The 16968-nt window shown below is 63.3% G+C and carries 12 protein-coding genes; 5 read left to right on the forward strand and 7 right to left on the reverse strand.

All coding sequences use genetic code 11. The features are described from left to right. Positions 1-48: 48 nt before the first annotated feature. Positions 49-4785, reverse strand: a complete 4737-nt coding sequence (gene gltB / locus LB577_RS08055) for a glutamate synthase large subunit (protein ID WP_224686285.1) — start codon at positions 4783-4785, stop codon at positions 49-51. A gap of 495 nt (positions 4786-5280) precedes the next feature. On the opposite strand from gltB, the gene LB577_RS08060 reads away from it, so the two are divergent. Together LB577_RS08060 and LB577_RS08065 are read left to right on the forward strand one after the other, a co-directional pair. After that, entirely contained in the window at positions 5281-6333 is a 1053-nt protein-coding gene (locus LB577_RS08060) for a threonine aldolase family protein (protein ID WP_224686286.1), read from the forward strand. A 153-nt stretch (positions 6334-6486) separates the two neighbouring features. After that, positions 6487-7413 (forward strand): spore coat protein U domain-containing protein, encoded by a 927-nt coding sequence (locus LB577_RS08065; protein WP_224686347.1) that lies wholly within the window; start codon positions 6487-6489, stop codon positions 7411-7413. Positions 7414-7438: 25 nt separating this feature from the next. Here LB577_RS08065 and LB577_RS08070 read toward each other — a convergent pair whose 3' ends face one another. The 4 genes from LB577_RS08070 to LB577_RS08085 form a co-directional block, all read right to left on the reverse strand. Further along, positions 7439-9805: a fimbria/pilus outer membrane usher protein gene (locus LB577_RS08070; protein ID WP_224686287.1), complete on the reverse strand. Its 2367-nt coding sequence runs from the start codon at positions 9803-9805 to the stop codon at positions 7439-7441. Positions 9806-9825: 20 nt separating this feature from the next. After that, a complete protein-coding gene (locus LB577_RS08075; protein ID WP_224686288.1) occupies positions 9826-10557 on the reverse strand; it encodes a molecular chaperone in 732 nt (243 codons plus the stop codon). Positions 10558-10595: 38 nt separating this feature from the next. Next, positions 10596-11081, reverse strand: a complete 486-nt coding sequence (locus LB577_RS08080; RefSeq protein WP_224686289.1) for a spore coat U domain-containing protein — start codon at positions 11079-11081, stop codon at positions 10596-10598. A gap of 312 nt (positions 11082-11393) precedes the next feature. Further along, positions 11394-11861, reverse strand: coding sequence for an Hsp20 family protein (locus LB577_RS08085; RefSeq protein WP_013893124.1), 468 nt, complete (start codon positions 11859-11861; stop codon positions 11394-11396). Between the two features lie 481 nt (positions 11862-12342). On the opposite strand from LB577_RS08085, the gene LB577_RS08090 reads away from it, so the two are divergent. The 3 genes from LB577_RS08090 to LB577_RS08100 all read left to right on the forward strand — a co-directional run bounded on the left by LB577_RS08090 (position 12343) and on the right by LB577_RS08100 (position 14827). Continuing rightward, on the forward strand, positions 12343-13320 hold the full coding sequence (locus LB577_RS08090) for an alpha/beta fold hydrolase (protein ID WP_224686290.1): 978 nt from the start codon (positions 12343-12345) through the stop codon (positions 13318-13320). Positions 13321-13487: 167 nt separating this feature from the next. Further along, positions 13488-13643 (forward strand): hypothetical protein, encoded by a 156-nt coding sequence (locus LB577_RS08095; RefSeq protein WP_224686291.1) that lies wholly within the window; start codon positions 13488-13490, stop codon positions 13641-13643. 353 nt (positions 13644-13996) lie between these two features. After that, entirely contained in the window at positions 13997-14827 is an 831-nt protein-coding gene (locus LB577_RS08100) for a helix-turn-helix transcriptional regulator (protein WP_224686348.1), read from the forward strand. Positions 14828-14857: 30 nt separating this feature from the next. Here LB577_RS08100 and hisN read toward each other — a convergent pair whose 3' ends face one another. Together hisN and LB577_RS08110 are read right to left on the reverse strand one after the other, a co-directional pair. After that, positions 14858-15631, reverse strand: coding sequence for a histidinol-phosphatase (gene hisN / locus LB577_RS08105; protein WP_023765827.1), 774 nt, complete (start codon positions 15629-15631; stop codon positions 14858-14860). A gap of 327 nt (positions 15632-15958) precedes the next feature. Beyond that, complete coding sequence (locus LB577_RS08110) at positions 15959-16900, reverse strand: N-formylglutamate amidohydrolase (protein ID WP_224686292.1); 942 nt, start codon at positions 16898-16900, stop codon at positions 15959-15961. Positions 16901-16968: the final 68 nt, after the last annotated feature.

A 16968-nucleotide genomic window follows, 5' to 3' on the forward strand; every position in this document is an offset into this window, starting at 1 on the left:
CGGTGACATGAAGCCGGGAAGCCTGGGCCTCCCGGCCGTTGCAAAAATCTATTCGGCGGCAACGCCCATGCGCATGCGTTCCATCTCGATCAGCGCACGGCGGTACTCGACCGGCATGATCTTGCGGAATTTCGGCCGGAACGTCGTCCAGTCGTCGAGGATCTCGCGGCCGCGCACCGAACCCGTATAGTGCACGTGGTTCGAGATCAGCTGGTAGAGCCGTTCCTCGTCGTGGCTGGTCATGTCGCCCGACACGTCGACGCGGCCCTTGTGGTCGAGGTCGCCGCCATGGTGCAGCAGCTTTTCCATCAGATCGTCTTCTTCCGGAACCGGTTCCAGCTCGACCATGGCCATGTTGCAGCGCTCGGCGAAATCGCCGGCCTCGTCCAGCACATAAGCGACGCCGCCCGACATGCCGGCGGCGAAGTTGCGGCCAGTCTTGCCGATGACGACGACGATGCCGCCGGTCATGTACTCGCAGCCATGGTCACCGACGCCTTCGACGACGGCGGCAACACCGGAATTGCGCACGGCGAAGCGCTCGCCGGCAACGCCGGCGAAATAGGCTTCGCCCTCTGTTGCGCCATAGAGCACCGTGTTGCCGACGATGATGGACTCGGCCGCGACGATCTTGGCTTCTTCTGGTGGCCGGATGACGATGCGGCCGCCCGATAGCCCCTTGCCGACATAGTCGTTGCCGGCGCCGACAAGCTCGAACGAGATGCCGCGCGCCAGGAAGGCGCCGAACGACTGGCCGGCGGTGCCGGTCAGCTTCACCTGGATCGTGTCCTCGCGCAGCCCCTTGTGCTTGAAGCGCTTGGCGACTTCGCCCGACAGCATGGCACCCGTCGAACGGTCGACATTGCGGATGTCGACCTCGATCTGGACCGGCTGCTTGGCCTCCAGCGCGGGCTTGGCCAACTCGATCAGCTTGCGGTCGAGCACATCGTCGATGGGATGCTTCTGCCGCTCGGTCCAATGCACCGCCTCATGCGGGGCATCGGGCTTGTAGAACATCTTCGAGAAATCGAGTCCGCGCGCCTTCCAGTGCACGATCAGGTCGCGCTTTTCCAGAAGGTCGGTGTCGCCGATGATCTGGTCGAGATGGGTGAAGCCCATTTCGGCGAGCAGCGCCCTCACCTCTTCCGCGACGTAGAAGAAGAAGTTGATGACGTGCTCGGGCGTGCCCTTGAAGCGCTTGCGCAGCACCGGATCCTGCGTCGCGACGCCGACAGGGCAGGTGTTCAGGTGGCACTTGCGCATCATGATGCAGCCGGCCGCGATCAAGGGCGCGGTCGAGAAGCCGAACTCGTCGGCGCCGAGCAGCGCGCCGATGATGACGTCGCGCCCGGTGCGCAGGCCGCCATCGACCTGCAGCGCCACGCGCGAACGCAAGCCGTTCAGCACCAGCGTCTGATGCGTCTCGGCCAGACCCATTTCCCACGGGGAACCGGCGTGCTTGAGCGAGGTCAGCGGCGAGGCGCCGGTGCCGCCATCATAGCCCGAGATGGTGATATGGTCGGCGCGTGCCTTGGCGACACCCGCCGCGACCGTGCCGACACCGACTTCCGACACCAGCTTGACCGACACGTCGGCCGCCGGATTGACGTTCTTCAGGTCATAGATCAGCTGCGCCAGATCCTCGATCGAATAGATGTCGTGATGCGGCGGCGGCGAGATCAGGCCGACGCCGGGCGTCGAGTGCCGGACCTTGGCGATGGTCGCGTCGACCTTGTGGCCGGGCAACTGGCCGCCCTCCCCGGGCTTGGCGCCCTGCGCGACCTTGATCTGCATGACATCGGAATTGACCAGATATTCCGCCGTCACGCCGAACCGGCCGGAAGCGACCTGCTTGATCGCCGAGCGTTCCGGGTTCTTGCCGCCACCGGGCAGCGGCAGATAGCGGTCAGCCTCTTCGCCGCCCTCGCCGGTGTTCGACTTGCCGCCGATCTGGTTCATGGCGCGCGCCAGCGTGGTGTGGGCTTCGCGCGAAATCGAGCCGAACGACATCGCCCCGGTCGAGAAGCGCTTGACGATATCGGCTGCCGGCATGACGTCGTCGAGCGCGACCTTCTTGCGCCCGTTCTCTTCAGCCAGCTTGATCTTGAACAGGCCGCGAATGGCCTGGGCGCGCGCCGTCTCGCTGTCGATTTGCGCGGAATAGTCCTTGAACGTCTCCCACGAGCCCTGCCGCACGGCATGCTGCAAGGTGGCGACCGCGTCGGGCGACCACATATGCGCCTCGCCGCGCATGCGGAACAGATATTCGCCGCCGACATCCAGGCTGTTGCGCAGCACCGGATCGCTGCCGAAACCGTCCGTGTGACGGCTGACCGTCTCGGCCGCGACCTCGTCCAGCCCGACGCCTTCGATCAGCGTCGCCGTGCCGGTGAAATATTGCTGCACGAAATCGGATTTCAGCCCGATCGCGTCAAAGATCTGCGCGCCGCAATAGGACTGGTAGGTCGAGATGCCCATCTTGGACATCACCTTGAGGATGCCCTTGCCGATCGACTTGATGTAGCGCGACACCACTTCGTAGGCGTCGACCTCCTCCGGCAGCTCGCCGCGCTTGTGCATGTCGAGCAGCGTGTCGAAGGCGAGGTAGGGGTTGATCGCCTCGGCGCCGTAACCGGCAAGGCAGCAGAAATGGTGCACTTCGCGCGGCTCGCCGGATTCCACGACGAGGCCGACAGAGGTGCGCAGCCCCTTGCGGATCAGGTGGTGATGCACGGCTGCCGTCGCCAGCAGTGCCGGGATGGCGATCCGGTCAGGGCCAAGCTGGCGGTCGGACAGGATGATGATGTTGTAGCCGCCGGCGACCGCCGCCTCCGCTCGCTCACAGAGCCTGTCGATGGCGCCTTGCATGCCGGCAGCGCCCTCGCTCGACCCGTAGGTGATGTCGATCGTCTTGGTGTCGAAGCGGTCTTCGGTGTGGCCGATCGAGCGGATCTTTTCCAGATCGCCATTGGTCAGGATTGGCTGGCGCACTTCGAGCCGCTTGCGGCGCGAATTGCCGACCAGGTCGAAGATGTTCGGCCTGGGACCGATGAAGGACACCAGGCTCATCACCAGCTCCTCGCGGATCGGGTCGATCGGCGGGTTGGTGACCTGGGCGAAGTTCTGCTTGAAATAGGTGTAGAGCAGCTTCGACCTGTCCGACATTGCCGAGATCGGCGTGTCGGTGCCCATCGAACCCACGGCTTCCTGGCCGGTGGTCGCCATCGGCGACATCAACAGCTTGGTATCTTCCTGGGTGTAGCCGAACGCCTGCTGGCGATCGAGCAGGCTGACATCCTTGCGCAGCGCGCGCGGCTCGACCGGCTTCAGATCTTCCAGGATGAGCTGGGTATTCGCAAGCCAGGTCTTGTACGGATGCTTGGTCGCGATCTCCGACTTGATCTCCTCGTCGGGAACGATGCGGCCCTTGGCAAGGTCGATCAGCAGCATGCGGCCGGGCTGCAGCCGCCACTTCTTGACAATCTTCTCCTCCGGCACCGGCAGCACGCCGGCTTCCGAGGCCATGATGACGCGGTCGTCGTCGGTAACGATGTAGCGTGCCGGACGCAGCCCGTTGCGGTCGAGCGTGGCGCCGATCTGGCGGCCATCGGTGAAGGCGACCGCCGCCGGTCCATCCCATGGCTCCATAAGGGCCGCATGGTACTCGTAGAAAGCCTTGCGGTCGGCCCCCATGAGCTTGTTGCCGGCCCAGGCTTCCGGGATCAGCATCATCATGGCGTGGCTGAGGCTGTAGCCGCCCTGGAACAGGAATTCGAGCGCGTTGTCGAAGCAGGCGGTGTCGGACTGGCCGTCATAGGAGATCGGCCACAGCTTCGAGATGTTGTTGCCGAACAGTTCGGAATCGACGGAAGCCTGTCTGGCCGCCATCCAGTTGTTGTTGCCGCGCACCGTGTTGATCTCGCCATTGTGGGCGACCATGCGGTAGGGATGCGCCAGCTTCCACGACGGGAAGGTGTTGGTAGAGAAGCGCTGGTGGACCAGGATCAACGCTGTCTCGAAGCGCGGGTCCTTGAGGTCCTTGTAATAGGCGCCGACCTGGTAGGCCAGGAACATGCCCTTGTAGACGATGGTGCGCGCCGACAGCGACACGCAATAGGCGCCGATATCCTTGTTGTCGTTCTCGGCGTAGATGCGGCCCGATATGACCTTGCGCAGCAGGTAAAGCCTGGCCTCGTACTCCTCGTCGTCGGGAATATCCGCCGTGCGGCCGATGAAGACCTGCCGATGGAACGGCTCGGACGCCACGATGTCAGCCGCCTTCGACAGGGATGAATTGTCGACGGGCACGTCGCGGAAACCGATGAGCGGCAGTCCCTCGGACTGCGCCGATTCGGCAATGATCTCTTCGACATGGGCACGAAGAGCGGCGTCTTGCGGCATGAACCAGTGCCCGACGCCATATTGGCCAGAAGGCGGCAGTTCGATGCCCTGGGCCGCCATCTCCTCACGGAAGAATTGGTCCGGAAGCTGCACCAGCACGCCGGCGCCGTCGCCAACCAGCGGATCGGCCCCGACGGCGCCGCGATGCGTCAGGTTTTCGAGCACGGCAAGGCCGTCCTTGACGATCTGGTGCGACTTCACGCCCTTCATGTTGACGATGAAGCCGACGCCGCAGGCGTCATGCTCGTTGCGCGGATCGTAGAGGCCCTGCGCGGCAAGACCGTTGGCGGTTCGGCCGATGTTGGATCGAGGCGCAGTTTTGACGGCAGCCGCTTTCGTCTGCGCGGCCTGGCCGTTCGTCGCAGCAAGCGTCATGTCCGTCATTGTCCTGTCCTCCGTTCCCAGCCCTTCGGGCGCTGGCCATTTCTTCGGTCGCTAATTTGCCTCGGCAAGCGTCTTGCTCACCCTGATCCTTGCGGCACGTCTTGCGAAATCCTTGCCGGATCATGCGGCTTTTCGCATGGTCCGCATCTGGTATCGTACAGGCCAGAGTCTGGCCGTCCACCTGTCGCTCGCGGCAACAGCCGGAGAGGCCCATATGTTACGCCAATCCAGCCTGTTTTGTGCGACAAAATAAGACAGCACTACTGTCCTAAATTTTTATGGCAGAATTCCCCGACGCACACAAGACCGATTCACAAAAAACTTGGGCCTTACACGACAGAAAATGTCGCGAAGCTGACCGAAAACGTAAGCTTCAGTCGCCAGCCGCCACACTGACAAGTTGATCGGGGCTGGTGGTTTTTCGGCGTCTGGCCCTTGCGGTCGGCTTGCGAAACCGGTCAACTTCGCGCTGATTTCCCCAGCACAGGCAGATACATGTTCTTCGCTTCCGACAATTGGGCAGGCGCCCATCCCAATATCGTCGCCGGCCTGTCGGCCGCGGCCGGCGGCTTTTCCACCGCCTATGGTGACGGCGCCCTCGACCAGGCGGTCTACCGGCGCTTCAGCGAGATTTTCGAACGCGAGGTCGCGGTGTTCTTCGTCGCAACCGGTACCGCCGCCAACTCGCTGTCGCTGACCACCTACAACAAGCCCGGCGGCATTTCCTTCGCCCACCGCGAATCGCATGTCATCGAAGACGAGTGCGGTGCGCCGGAATATTTTTCCGGCGGCTCGCGGCTTCATGCCGTCGATGGCCCTCTGGGCAAGATCGACCCGCACAATCTGGAACGGACCATCGGCCGCTTCGCGCCCGAGATCGTCCATTGGGGTCGGCCGATGGCCGTTTCGATCACCCAGTCGACCGAGGTCGGCACCATTTACGGTCTGCAAGAGATCGAGACGGTCGCGGCCATCGCCAAGCAACATTCCGTGCCGTTGCATATGGATGGCGCCCGCTTTGCCAACGCGCTGGCCGCGCTCGACACGACGCCGGCCGAAATGACCTGGAAACGCGGCGTCGACATCCTGTCCTTCGGCGGCACCAAGAACGGCTGCTGGTGCGCGGAGGCGATCGTGCTGTTCGACCTCGACCGCGCCAAGGAAATGGCCTTTCTGCGCAAGCGTGCCGCGCAGCTGTTTTCGAAGTCTCGCTTCGTGGCGGCGCAATTCGAGGCCTATTTCAAGGACGGGCTGTGGCTCGACACGGCCCGGCACGCCAACGCCATGGCCGCGCGCCTCGCGGCGGCGATCGAGGACTCGCAGACAGCGAAGCTCGCCTGGCTGCCGCAGGCCAACGAGGTGTTCGCGGTGATCAAGAAGACAGAAGCCGACAGGCTGCAGGCGGCGGGCGCCGCCTTCTACGACTGGCACAAGCCGCATGGTTTCGACGGCCATATCGGCGAGGACGAGTTGCTCTACCGCTTCGTCACCAGCTTTGCCACGACGGCCGAGGAAGTCGATCGCTTTGGCCAGCTCCTGGCCGGATAAGCGGGCAAAATGGCTGCGACACGCCCCGTTTTTGAATTGGCCTCGGACCTTGATAAGCGGACCAAGGTGGAAGGCAGCGGATCAGGGTTCATACGTCGTTGGCGATACCATTGGCTTTGCTGGACAATTCAGTTGCGAGCAGCGCTGGTCACAATGATCCTCGCTTGCAGCCTGCAAGGGGCTTGGTCCCAGAGCTGCTCCGTCACGGCCGCCAACGGATCGTACGGCGTGGTGGACATTCTGAGCGGAGCCGTTGACGACACGACGGCAACCTTCTCGATCAACTGCACCGGGACAACCAACCAGACCGTGCGCCTTTGCGTCGAACTTTCACCTGGCCAGACCAACGCGGCCGGCAACCGCCGGCTGGCTTCCGGGTCCGAGCGATTGGTCCACGAGCTCTACAGCGACGCGTCGCGAACGACGATCTGGGGGTCCTGGGGTCTGGCCACGACCAGTTACGGGCTCTATCCCATTGGGGCGACCTACGATCTTGCTTTGGGTTCCTCGGGCAGCGCCGGCACCGCGTTGACCGTTTACGGCAGAGTATTCTCCAACCAGACCGCCGCTGGACCCGGATCGTATGTCTGGACCATGACCACCGCACCGGCTGCCAGCTATGATTACAAGACCGCCTCGACGTGTCCGACAGGCAGCCGGCAAGCCACGTCCAGCGGCTCCACCTGGACCGCGACAATCAACGCGAACTGCAACGTCTCGGCCACCAACGTGAACTTTGGCTCCGTCGGAGTGCTGGCATCCAATGTCGATTCGACCGGTTCGGTCACCGTTCGCTGTACCGACACGACGCCGTACAATATCGGACTGAGCGCCGGCGCCGGCTCCGGTGCCACGGTTGCCAGCCGCAAGATGACGAGCGGCGCAAAGACCGTGACCTATTCGCTCTACAGCGACAGTGGCAGGGCCAGTGTCTGGGGAACCACGATCGGCATTAACACCGCTAGCGGCACCGGCACCGGGCTCGATCAACCATACACCGTATACGCCCGCGCGCCCGCGCAGACGACGCCCGCGCCCGGAGCCTACACCGACACAATCGTCGTGACGGTTACGTACTGATGACCCACAGACAGCCGATCCGGGATCAGCGGCAGACAACCTGGATGACCACTTGCTCGTTTGCTTTTGTCATGTAGCCGAATGATGCGCGGCACGAACCCTTGGCGGTCTCGGCAACGACAGTGTTGTTTCGCGCCAGTGCTTTCACATAAGCGCGTCCGTCATAACCGATGACGAAGTCCTGCGTGCCGTTGATCGTGCCGTGCGACCCGACCTCGAGCGGCTGTCCGTCCGGCCCCGACAAGACGAGGACCGCGGCGCTGACGTCGGTGCGAACTCGGAAATCGACCCTCACGCCAGCCCGGTCGGCTGGCGCAATGATATCCTGCGTGGTCGTGACGTCGGCGTCGACGGGCAGATTGGTCGTGTCGATGGCGATCTTGTTGCGCTGATAGGAGCGCAGGCTCGGCACCAGAAGCCTTCCTTTCGCGTCGGTGACGCCGGCCGGCCGGTTCTCGAAAAGCACGCCGACACCCGGCAAACCCGTCTCGACAACGGCGAAACTGTCGTCGATCCGGTCTGTCAGGAAAATGCCGGAACCCATCGTTGCGATTGCCCCCTCGAACTGGGCTGTCGCCGCTGTGCCCGAGATTGAACGGCCGACGCCGGCCTCGGCATGCCCATGGGAGGAACGATAGGAGACTGCCGCGGAGCCCTCGGCGGACCCGTCCTGACTGAAGCTCGTCCGCCAGCCAAGGCTGCCCGGGTCCTCGCCGAGCGGTTTGCTAACATCGGCAATCACATCGACACCGTGCTTGTCGGCTGAAATGGCCGTCGAAGCCATTACATTGCCGCCGATCGGGATCGACAGGCCGGCGAAGAGGCCGGCATTCCGTCGCCCGCCAAGGGCGGCGAAAGCGGTCGCGTTGAGATAGCTGAATGGCAGCGCCCGCGAATAGGAAGCGGTGAGTATCCTGGAACCTTCACCGCAGGCCGGCGTCAGATCGATGTAGCTTGCGCTAATGCTGCCACTGTCGAAGGGCAGCGGCGTTCCGAAGGAAATGCTGTTGACCATCTTCGGCGGCCTGGATCGGGTCGACGCACCCACGGCCATGGGGTCGAAGGACAGCAGCCTGAAGAAGGCGTGGCCGGACGTTCCGCCGTCTTGAAGCCGGTCGCTCACCGAGGCGAGATCGTCATAGGACCCGAACGTCATTTGCGAACTGGCATTTACACTGAGGGTCCCGATTCTGATCTCATAGGAGGCATAGGACTGCAGCCCGCCGCCCGCCGCGCCATGGCTGCCGGCCACCGCGAAGGAAGCGACGCCGAGCGAACCGGTGCGCGTCACTATGCCGAGACCACCGTTGAGCAGGCCGCTGCTGGCCTCCGCGTGGGCTTCGAGCGTCAGCCAGTCGAAGATGCCCTTTCTCAGGCTTGCCGACAGGACTGGCTGGTTGACGGCATAGGCGTCGGACGTCGTCGCGTATCCCAACCTCGGCAGGCCTGCCTCCAGCGAAAAGTCGAAGAGCCCCGGCCTCAGTAGGTTGGGCGAGGCGTAGAATGGCACGCTCTTGCGCGTTTCACGGCCGGCCGCATCGCGCAAGACGATAACCGCCTGCCCACCGCCGGTGGTGACGGGAATGTCTGTGATCTGGAACGGTCCGGTGTCGACGGGGTGCGAATAGGTCTTCAACTCGTTGACATAGACGTCGACCGTCGACGGCACCGCCGCGCTGCCGCTCGCCGATACAAGCGGCTGGGTGATCAGATCGGTGCGAAGGCCGAAGTCGCGGCGCGCCTGAAGCCCGCCGATGCGGATCGGCCTGGTCCAGGCGAACCCGCCGGAAATCGCATCGCCAGCTTGATACGTGGTTAGCGTTGCCGGGTCGGAATAAGTGTAGGCGGTATCGAGCCTCAATGTATCGGCGCGGCCGTTGTCCTCCAGCCGCAGGATCGCCGATTGGCCGAAGGTGCCGACCGGCGAAAAGGCCCGTGCATCGAGGGTGGTGGAAGCGCCGCTGAAGGCGAAGCCACTGGCGTCGGGCCCCTGCCGCGATGCTGCGAACAAATTGTAGTTGAGAACCCCGCCGAACCCCGCTCGAACGTCAGGGGAAGCCTCCCGGCCGGGCGCGGCGTCATAGGATATCATGCCGCGCAGGCCATCATTGATCGTCAGAAAAATGCGTTGCTCCCGCTCTTCGTAGCGGTAGCCCAGCCCCCGCACGGTGTCGAGCATGACGATGGCTCTCCGAGGTCGGGGTTGCTTGCCGAGGTCCAGTCCCAAAGCGCGCAGTTCGTCGGGAGCGGCGCCGAGATGCCGGCCGTCGAAAGACTCGAATGCCGCGATCTGGTTGGTGGCGGCGCCGTTGATGAAGACTTCGAGCTGAAGCTGCTGCGCCGCTCCGTCCGCTCGATTGGACTGTATCAGCGTGGCAACCAATATCGACAATGTCAGGAGCCAAGCCGCATTCACGGCGCGGCGACAACCGGCGCCACGGCATTGATCGGGCCATCATTGCCTTGGCCCGAGATCGAGACCGAGCCCTTGGTGGCGAATTTGCGCCCGCTGGCCGGTGCCGCCCACCGCATGGTCGACTGACCGAGCGCATAGCCGACCAAACCCCCGCCGAATGAAATCTTGTGCCCGCTGACGTCGCGTAGCAAGAGTGCGGAGATGCGCAAGCGGGTACCGCCCCTGTTGTGGGCTGAAACGATCAAACGGCCGTCCTGTCTCGATATCGTCCAGTCCAAGGTGGGTGGCGTTCTTGCCTGCGAACCGAAGAAGACTGGGATCGAGTGGCGAACCAGCAGCCTCACCGTGCCTGTCTTGGCCCGACTGGCGTCTGGAAGCTCGTCGACGAGCAGGCGATAGGCCTCCTCGGTCGCAACCGGTCGCTTGACCACTCGCACGATGCGGGCAACATAGTCGGTACCCGGCAGGAGCGTGACGGCAGGAGGCGAGGCAACCACATCATCCGTGGGCTGAAGGGATTCTTCGCCATTGACCTGCGACCAGCGAAAAACACGAATCTGCACGTTGGTCGGCGTCGTCCCCTCATTGCGCAGCGTAATGGTCGAGGCCGCGCTCGGCGCGACGACATCGACCAGAGCGGGCTGCACCTGAAGCGACTCCGCACGGACCTGCACAGCGCCGAACAGCAATGCCCCCGCCAGGGCAGAAGCCAGCCTTACCCAATTCATTGCCACCCCCATGGCGTCGACCGTCAATGAGGCCGACTTCAGTAGGTTACCGTGACGGTCACGGTGTCTGTATAGACAGCTGGCGCAGGCGTTGATTGCGCCGGCACGCGTCCATAGACGGTAAAGTTTTGCGCGGCGCCGGAACCGGTCGCCGAAACCGTATTTGTCCCGATGGTGTTGCCCCAGACGGTCGTTCTGCCGCTGTCGCTATAGAGAGAATAGGTAATCGTGGCGGCACCATTGGTCATCTTGCGGGCGGCGACGGTCGCGCCCGATCCGGTGCCCGCGTCCAGGCCGACATTGTATGGAGTCGTGTTCGTGCACTGAACCTGGACCGTGGACGTCTGGTCGACATTGGTCGCAATGACGCCGGACGAGCCGAAGTTCAGGGTTGACGCGCTGTTGATGGTGCAGGACGCGGTGATCGTCATCTGCACGGCCATGGAAGCGGTTGTTGTCGTGGCGCGCGCCTCGCCGCCGGTAATTGCCAGGATCGCCAGACACGCTGCTGTTTTCCGCCACATCCGGCGAGGTCCTTTTTCGATGGTCCCAGGAGAAGACGAGGCGGGATTGGAAGCATGTGCCCGTGATTGAGCCTCGCCGAAATATGTTCGATCTTGCTTAACAAGATATTACTTATTTAGAGAAAGCTAAACCAATTGGTGCTCGGCCCCTCCCGAGGGCAAAAAGAGGTATCCCGCTGCCGGATGCGAGCAGCGTCAGGCCAAAGCCCCCTTTTCACATCCCCCCAGCAAACGCACAAAAAAGCGGCGCCTTTCGGCGCCGCTTCCGTCTCGGGAGGAGACTTTAACTTTATGCATTAGGCAGCCGTCTTGTCAGGCGGCGGTTTTGGCCTCGATCTGCTTGGCCTTGGCCGGAGCCGAGGTGATCGCGATCTTGCGCGGCTTCAGCTCCTCGGGGATGTTGCGCTTCAGATCGACGAAGAGCAGGCCGTTCTTCAGCGCGGCGCCGACGACTTCAACGTGATCGGCAAGCTGGAAGCGGCGCTCGAAGGCCCTGGAGGCAATACCACGATAGAGCAGCTCGGAACCTTCACCGGTACCCTCGTCCTTGCGCTCACCCTTCACGGTCAGCACGTTGCGATGGGCTTCGATCGAGATTTCCTCATCCGAGAAGCCGGCAACCGCCATCGAGATCCGGTAGGAATCCTCGCCGGTGCGCTCGATATTGTAAGGCGGATAGGTCTGCGCGCCATCAGGCTGCGCAAGCGAATCGAGCATGGTGAAGAGGCGGTCGAAGCCGACGGTCGAACGATAAAGCGGGGAAAAATCAACGTGACGCATGAGGTGTTCTCCTGTTGAGCAACATGGTTTGCGTATGGTCGGTGCGAAACCCGCGAGCGGCGTTTCGAGAGGACCAGCGGCCCCGACATTGGCGACCGCAAACCACATTTGGGGAGCGTTCGAAGGCATTTCAAGATTTGGCCGGACGGCAAAAAAAGCAGGGCGGCCTGCCTTGATGAACGGCAGATGAACCGGCGCTTCGGCGCGCGTTCATTGAGCTGCCGCTAAAGTGGCTCTCAAGATCAAGGATTGGCGGCGCCGAATTTGCAGAGGGGCCGCAACGAGGCCGAACCGGGTGTTAACGTCCCTTCCTCCCGGATCGACAGAAGGCCGGAAGCGGGCTCAAAGCCGCTTCCGCCCTTCCCTGTGCTGCGGCCCCCGTCATCTGGAATTCCTTTGCTTTTGATGTATTGACGTCTATCACCTTGAGAGGCCGGTCCCGACAGGCTGGCACGTGAAGACGCCGAGCACAAAGCGCCGTATGACGGACATCCTCCAAGACACCTCCCTTTTCCATGACACTGAGGGCAATCCGCGGCCGGAAAACGCCGCCGGCGGCTTCTTCACCACGCGCGACCGCAAGAAGATCCGCTATGGCCTGTTTGGAGCGGTCGCGCGCCCGATGAGAGGCACGGTGGTGCTGCTGCCAGGCCGCAACGAGTGCATCGAGAAATATTTCGAAACCATCCGCGATCTTGCCGCCCGGGGCCTTGGCGTCGCCACGCTCGACTGGCGCGGCCAAGGCGGTTCCGACCGGCTGATCCGCGATCGCCAGCGCGGTTATGTCAGGTCCTTCCGCGATTATACGGCCGACCTGGAGCAGTTCTTCGAGGAGATCGTGCTGCCCGACTGCCGTGGACCCTACTACATCCTGGCTCATTCCGCCGGCGCGGTGATCACGCTGCTTGCGGCGCCGTCGATGGTCAACCGCGTGCGGCGCATGGTGCTGATCGCGCCGTTCCTGACGCTGCCCGACTTGCCGGTCTCGATAAGCACGGTTCGCCGCGTCTGTTCGTTTTTCTGCGCTTTGGGCCTTGGCAGGCTCTATGCCGCCTGGGGCCCACGACCGAGAGACACGCTGCCTTTCGAAGCCAACAAGGTGACGTCGGATCCACAGCGCTATCGTCGTAACACCCGCATCTATGAAGAGTATCCGCAACTGGCCCTCGGCGGCCCGACGATCCGTTGGCTGCAGGCGGCGGCAAAGGCTTCGGAAGCGATCAGCGATCCCGACTTCATGGCCAGGATCCAGGTTCCCCTGCTGATCATCGCCGCCGGCGCCGACCAGGTCGTCTCGACCAGGGCGGTGGAAGCATACGCCAGAAGTCTGAGGCTCGGCTCGATGCTGATGATCGACGGCGCCAAGCACGAAATCCTGCAGGAGGCCGACCTCTACCGCGAACAATTCCTCGCCGCCTTCGATGCCTTCGTTCCCGGCTCCGACGACCCGACGGCCTGACTGGCCAAAGCCCTTCACGGATCGGCCGGCATAGCTGACACCCCGTTGTCAGGAAGATGGGGCGTGGGCGCCCGCAGCACTCAAAAGCGCTAAAGATTCTGACAGTCCGCGCCCGTACCGGAATGCTCATCTGCTCGCGTCGAATTGAACGCCGAGGAGATGAGATCATGACCGACAAAACCTGCGCCGCCTGCGATTGCCAGCTGGGCGCCAATCCGATCCATGTCAAGGTCGGCGGCAAGACCGTCGAGGTCTGCTGCGAGGAATGCGCCCAGGCACTCAACGAAGCCGGCGCTTGGGCGGCCGGCGCCGGTGAGGATTGAGCCATGCGCCCCGATCATTCAATAGCGCAGCGCTTGGCCGGCCACGTCGCCGCGCCGACAGTTCGCACCGAAACCCTCCGCCAGTCCTTGCATGCCCAATGCCTGGCGGCAGCCCGATGGGTCGGTCGCCAGATGGAAAACCGCCGAAGCCGCCTTGCCTTGCTCGAGATGACCGACGAATAGCTCAAGGACATTGGCCTGTCGCGCGGCGACGCCTATTGCGAATTCAGCCGCCGCTTGTGGGAATGAGGCACCGTCCGGAGGTCTCCTGACAGGATTGGACCGGCCGATTGCGTAGAGTGCCTTCGTAATTCCGGATTCATTTTCCGGTACGAGGGATGAACGCAACGGCCATGTCGCAATTCACGGTACAGCCGCTCCTGGACACCGGCACCGTCAGGGTGCGCGACATCGTCTGCAGCGGCGAATGCCGGCACCGGAGCGACGAAGAGTGCAGCACGGCCACGCATCTGGTGTTTCCCTATCGCGGCGTCTTCGTGCGCCATGTCGGGCGCAACGACGTCGTCGCTGAGGCCAATCAGCTGCTGTTCTTCAACGCGGCTGAGGCCTATCAGGTCAGCCATCCCGTCGAAGGTGGCGATGCCTGTCTCGACCTTGTGGCCGAGGAAGGCCAATTGCGCGAACTGGCGCCGAAGGGACAGCTGCGCGCCGGCGACCGCCTGGCGTTCCGCCGCCAGCGCCGGCGCATCGACCCGCGCGCGCAGGCTCTGGTGGCGTTGCTGCGCCATAGCCTCAGCCGCAATGTCGCCGAGACCTTGGAAGCCGAGACGCTCGCCTTGACGCTGGTGCGGCGCTCGCTCGGCGAACACACCTCGCATGTCGCGGGCGCCAGCCCTGGACGGCAGAAATTGGTCGACCGCGCCAAGCTCGTCCTGTCCTCGGACCTGTCGCGGCGCTGGACGCTGGCCGAGATTGCCGCCGACGTCGGCGTCTCGCCGGTCTACCTGACGCAAGTCTTCCAGCAGGTCGAGGCGATGCCGCTCTATCGCTATCACCTGCGCCTGCGGCTGGCGCGCGCGCTCGACCTGCTCGGCCGCTACGACAATCTGACCACGCTGGGCATGGATCTCGGCTTCTCCAGCCACAGCCATTTCAGCTCGATGTTCAGACAGGTCTACGGACGCACCCCAGCGGAATTCCAGCGCTCGATCGGATCGCGCTGATTTAATCGCGCCAAACAAGGCGCCGAGATATCAGCCGCGCAGGGCAGCCATGGCGGCCGCATGAAGCTCAGGCGTTGCCGCCGCCAGCACATCGCCGCCCTTTTCCGCCGGCCCGCCGTCGAAGGTGGTGACGACACCGCCCGCCTTCTCGATGATCGGGATCAGCGCCACGATGTCGTAGGGCTTCAATCCGGGATCGGCGACAATGTCGACGCTTCCCGAGGCGATCATGGCGAAGGCGTAGCAATCGGCGCCGTACCGGGCGAGTTGGATCTGCCGCTCGAAGGCGTCATAGCGATTGCGCGCCTCGCCCTTGAACAGCGCCGGCGTGGTGGTGAACAGGGTTGCCTCGGAAAGCTTCGTCGTCTTGCGGGTCGAAAGCTTGCGCGGCCCTCCCGGCCCCTCGTAGTGCGAGCCCGACGCGTTGGCATAGAACAGCTCGCCGGTGAAGGGTTGCGCCATCATGCCGGCGACCGCGTCACCGTCGACCGTCAGCCCGACCAGCGTCCCCCATACCGGCAGGCCCGAGATGAAGGCGCGCGTGCCGTCGATCGGATCGATCACCCAGACATGCCTGCTCGAGATATTTTCGCTGCCATGCTCCTCGCCAAGAATGCCATGGTCGGGATACTCGGCCGAGATCAGCGCCCGGATGGCGCGCTCGGTCTCGCGGTCGGCTTCGGTGACCGGATCGAAACTGCCCTTTTCCTTGTTGGCGACAGCCCCTTGGGCACGGAAGCGCGGCAAGGTCTCCGCCGCTGCCGCCTGCGCGATGCGGCGCATGAAATCGATGCTGATATCCAACTGATTCTCCCGCATACGGCATGCCCAAACAGGGCTCTGCCGCCACTTTCCTGCCAAAACAAGGCTGTTTATCGATTTATCCGCCGCCGCGACTGTTGCCGGAATGTCACGCCAGCGTCATCGAAACGATGTTTCCACATCACTCTGAATTAAAAAAGCCTGAACGTCGCTTGACATTTGTGCAGCGCACAATACCCTCAATCTCGGACAGGTTCTCCTGTCCATGCCCTCCTTGGGCGTTTCCTCCCTAGACTTCGACCGTATCGTGAAAACGATGCGGTCTTTTTTTACGCCGCAAATCCCAAGCTGCCCATCCGGTGCGCGATCTCACTCCGCGGCCAGCGGCAAGTCGATGAAATGATGGTCGGGCATCGCCATCAGATCGGCCGAAAATCGCGTCAAATCATCCGCCAGCGCATCAAAGCCGGCGGCCTTCTCGAATGTCCGCTCGTTCATGTAGAGCCCGCGATTGACCTCGATCTGCAGTGCATGCAGATGACGCGCCGGGCGGCCATAGTGCTCGGTGATGAAGCCGCCTGCATAAGGCTTGTTGTGGGCGACGGTGTAGCCCATGGCGCAGAGCAAGCCGATCGCCGTTTCGGTCAGCGCAGCGGTGGCCGAGATGCCGAAACGGTCACCGATGATGAAGTCCGGCCGCAGGCCGTTATCGCCGACACGGATGCTCGCCGGCATCGAATGGCAATCGATCAGCACCGCAAAGCCGAAACGGGCATGGGTTCTCGTCAAAAGCCGCTTCAGTGTTTCGTGATAGGGCTTGTAGACGGCCTCGATGCGGGCGACCGCTTCGGCGAGCGGCAAGCGGCCGGAATAGATGTCGAGCCCCTCGCCGACCAGCTTGGGCACCGTGCCGAGCCCGCCCGCCACCCGCGCCGAGCGGATGTTGCAGAAGGACGGCACCGGCTCGGCGAACATGCGCGGGTCGAGTTCCCAGGGCTCGCGGTTGACGTCGAGATAGGCGCGCGGGAAATTCGCCGCCAGCATCGGCGCGCCGAGCGCCACCGCGCCCCCGAACAGCTCATCGACGTAGCAATCCTCCGAGCGGCGGATGGCGTTGCGGTCGAGCCTTGCCATGGCAAGGAAGCGTTCGGGATAGTAGCGGCCGCTGTGTGGTGAGTTGAAGAGGAAGGGAACGCGCTGTTCGGCGCCCGATCGGATTTCGAAGGGTGAAACGACCGAAAAATCCTCGGCTGCCGTCTTCAATTTGAACGAACCCGAAAACACCAGTGCATCATGAAACGAAACTGCCACCTTGCTGGCCGCATGTCCAGCATTTCGGCGGCCTCACCGCTTACCAAATGTGGGGCTTCCTCGTCCTC

Source organism: Mesorhizobium sp. B283B1A, assembly GCF_020165735.1.
In the GTDB taxonomy this organism is placed as follows: domain Bacteria; phylum Pseudomonadota; class Alphaproteobacteria; order Rhizobiales; family Rhizobiaceae; genus Mesorhizobium; species Mesorhizobium opportunistum.

Bases quoted from the DNA above. Each gene is read 5' to 3' on its own strand.
- LB577_RS08090 (WP_224686290.1), top strand. From the start codon at position 12,343: ATGACGGACATCCTCCAAGACACCTCCCTTTTCCATGACACTGAGGGC.
- LB577_RS08080 (WP_224686289.1), bottom strand. From the start codon at position 11,081: ATGTGGCGGAAAACAGCAGCGTGTCTGGCGATCCTGGCAATTACCGGC.
- LB577_RS08100 (WP_224686348.1), top strand. From the start codon at position 13,997: ATGTCGCAATTCACGGTACAGCCGCTCCTGGACACCGGCACCGTCAGG.
- LB577_RS08060 (WP_224686286.1), top strand. From the start codon at position 5,281: ATGTTCTTCGCTTCCGACAATTGGGCAGGCGCCCATCCCAATATCGTC.
- LB577_RS08095 (WP_224686291.1), top strand. From the start codon at position 13,488: ATGACCGACAAAACCTGCGCCGCCTGCGATTGCCAGCTGGGCGCCAAT.
- LB577_RS08075 (WP_224686288.1), bottom strand. From the start codon at position 10,557: ATGAATTGGGTAAGGCTGGCTTCTGCCCTGGCGGGGGCATTGCTGTTC.
- gltB (WP_224686285.1), bottom strand. From the start codon at position 4,785: ATGACGGACATGACGCTTGCTGCGACGAACGGCCAGGCCGCGCAGACG.
- LB577_RS08065 (WP_224686347.1), top strand. From the start codon at position 6,487: ATGATCCTCGCTTGCAGCCTGCAAGGGGCTTGGTCCCAGAGCTGCTCC.
- LB577_RS08085 (WP_013893124.1), bottom strand. From the start codon at position 11,861: ATGCGTCACGTTGATTTTTCCCCGCTTTATCGTTCGACCGTCGGCTTC.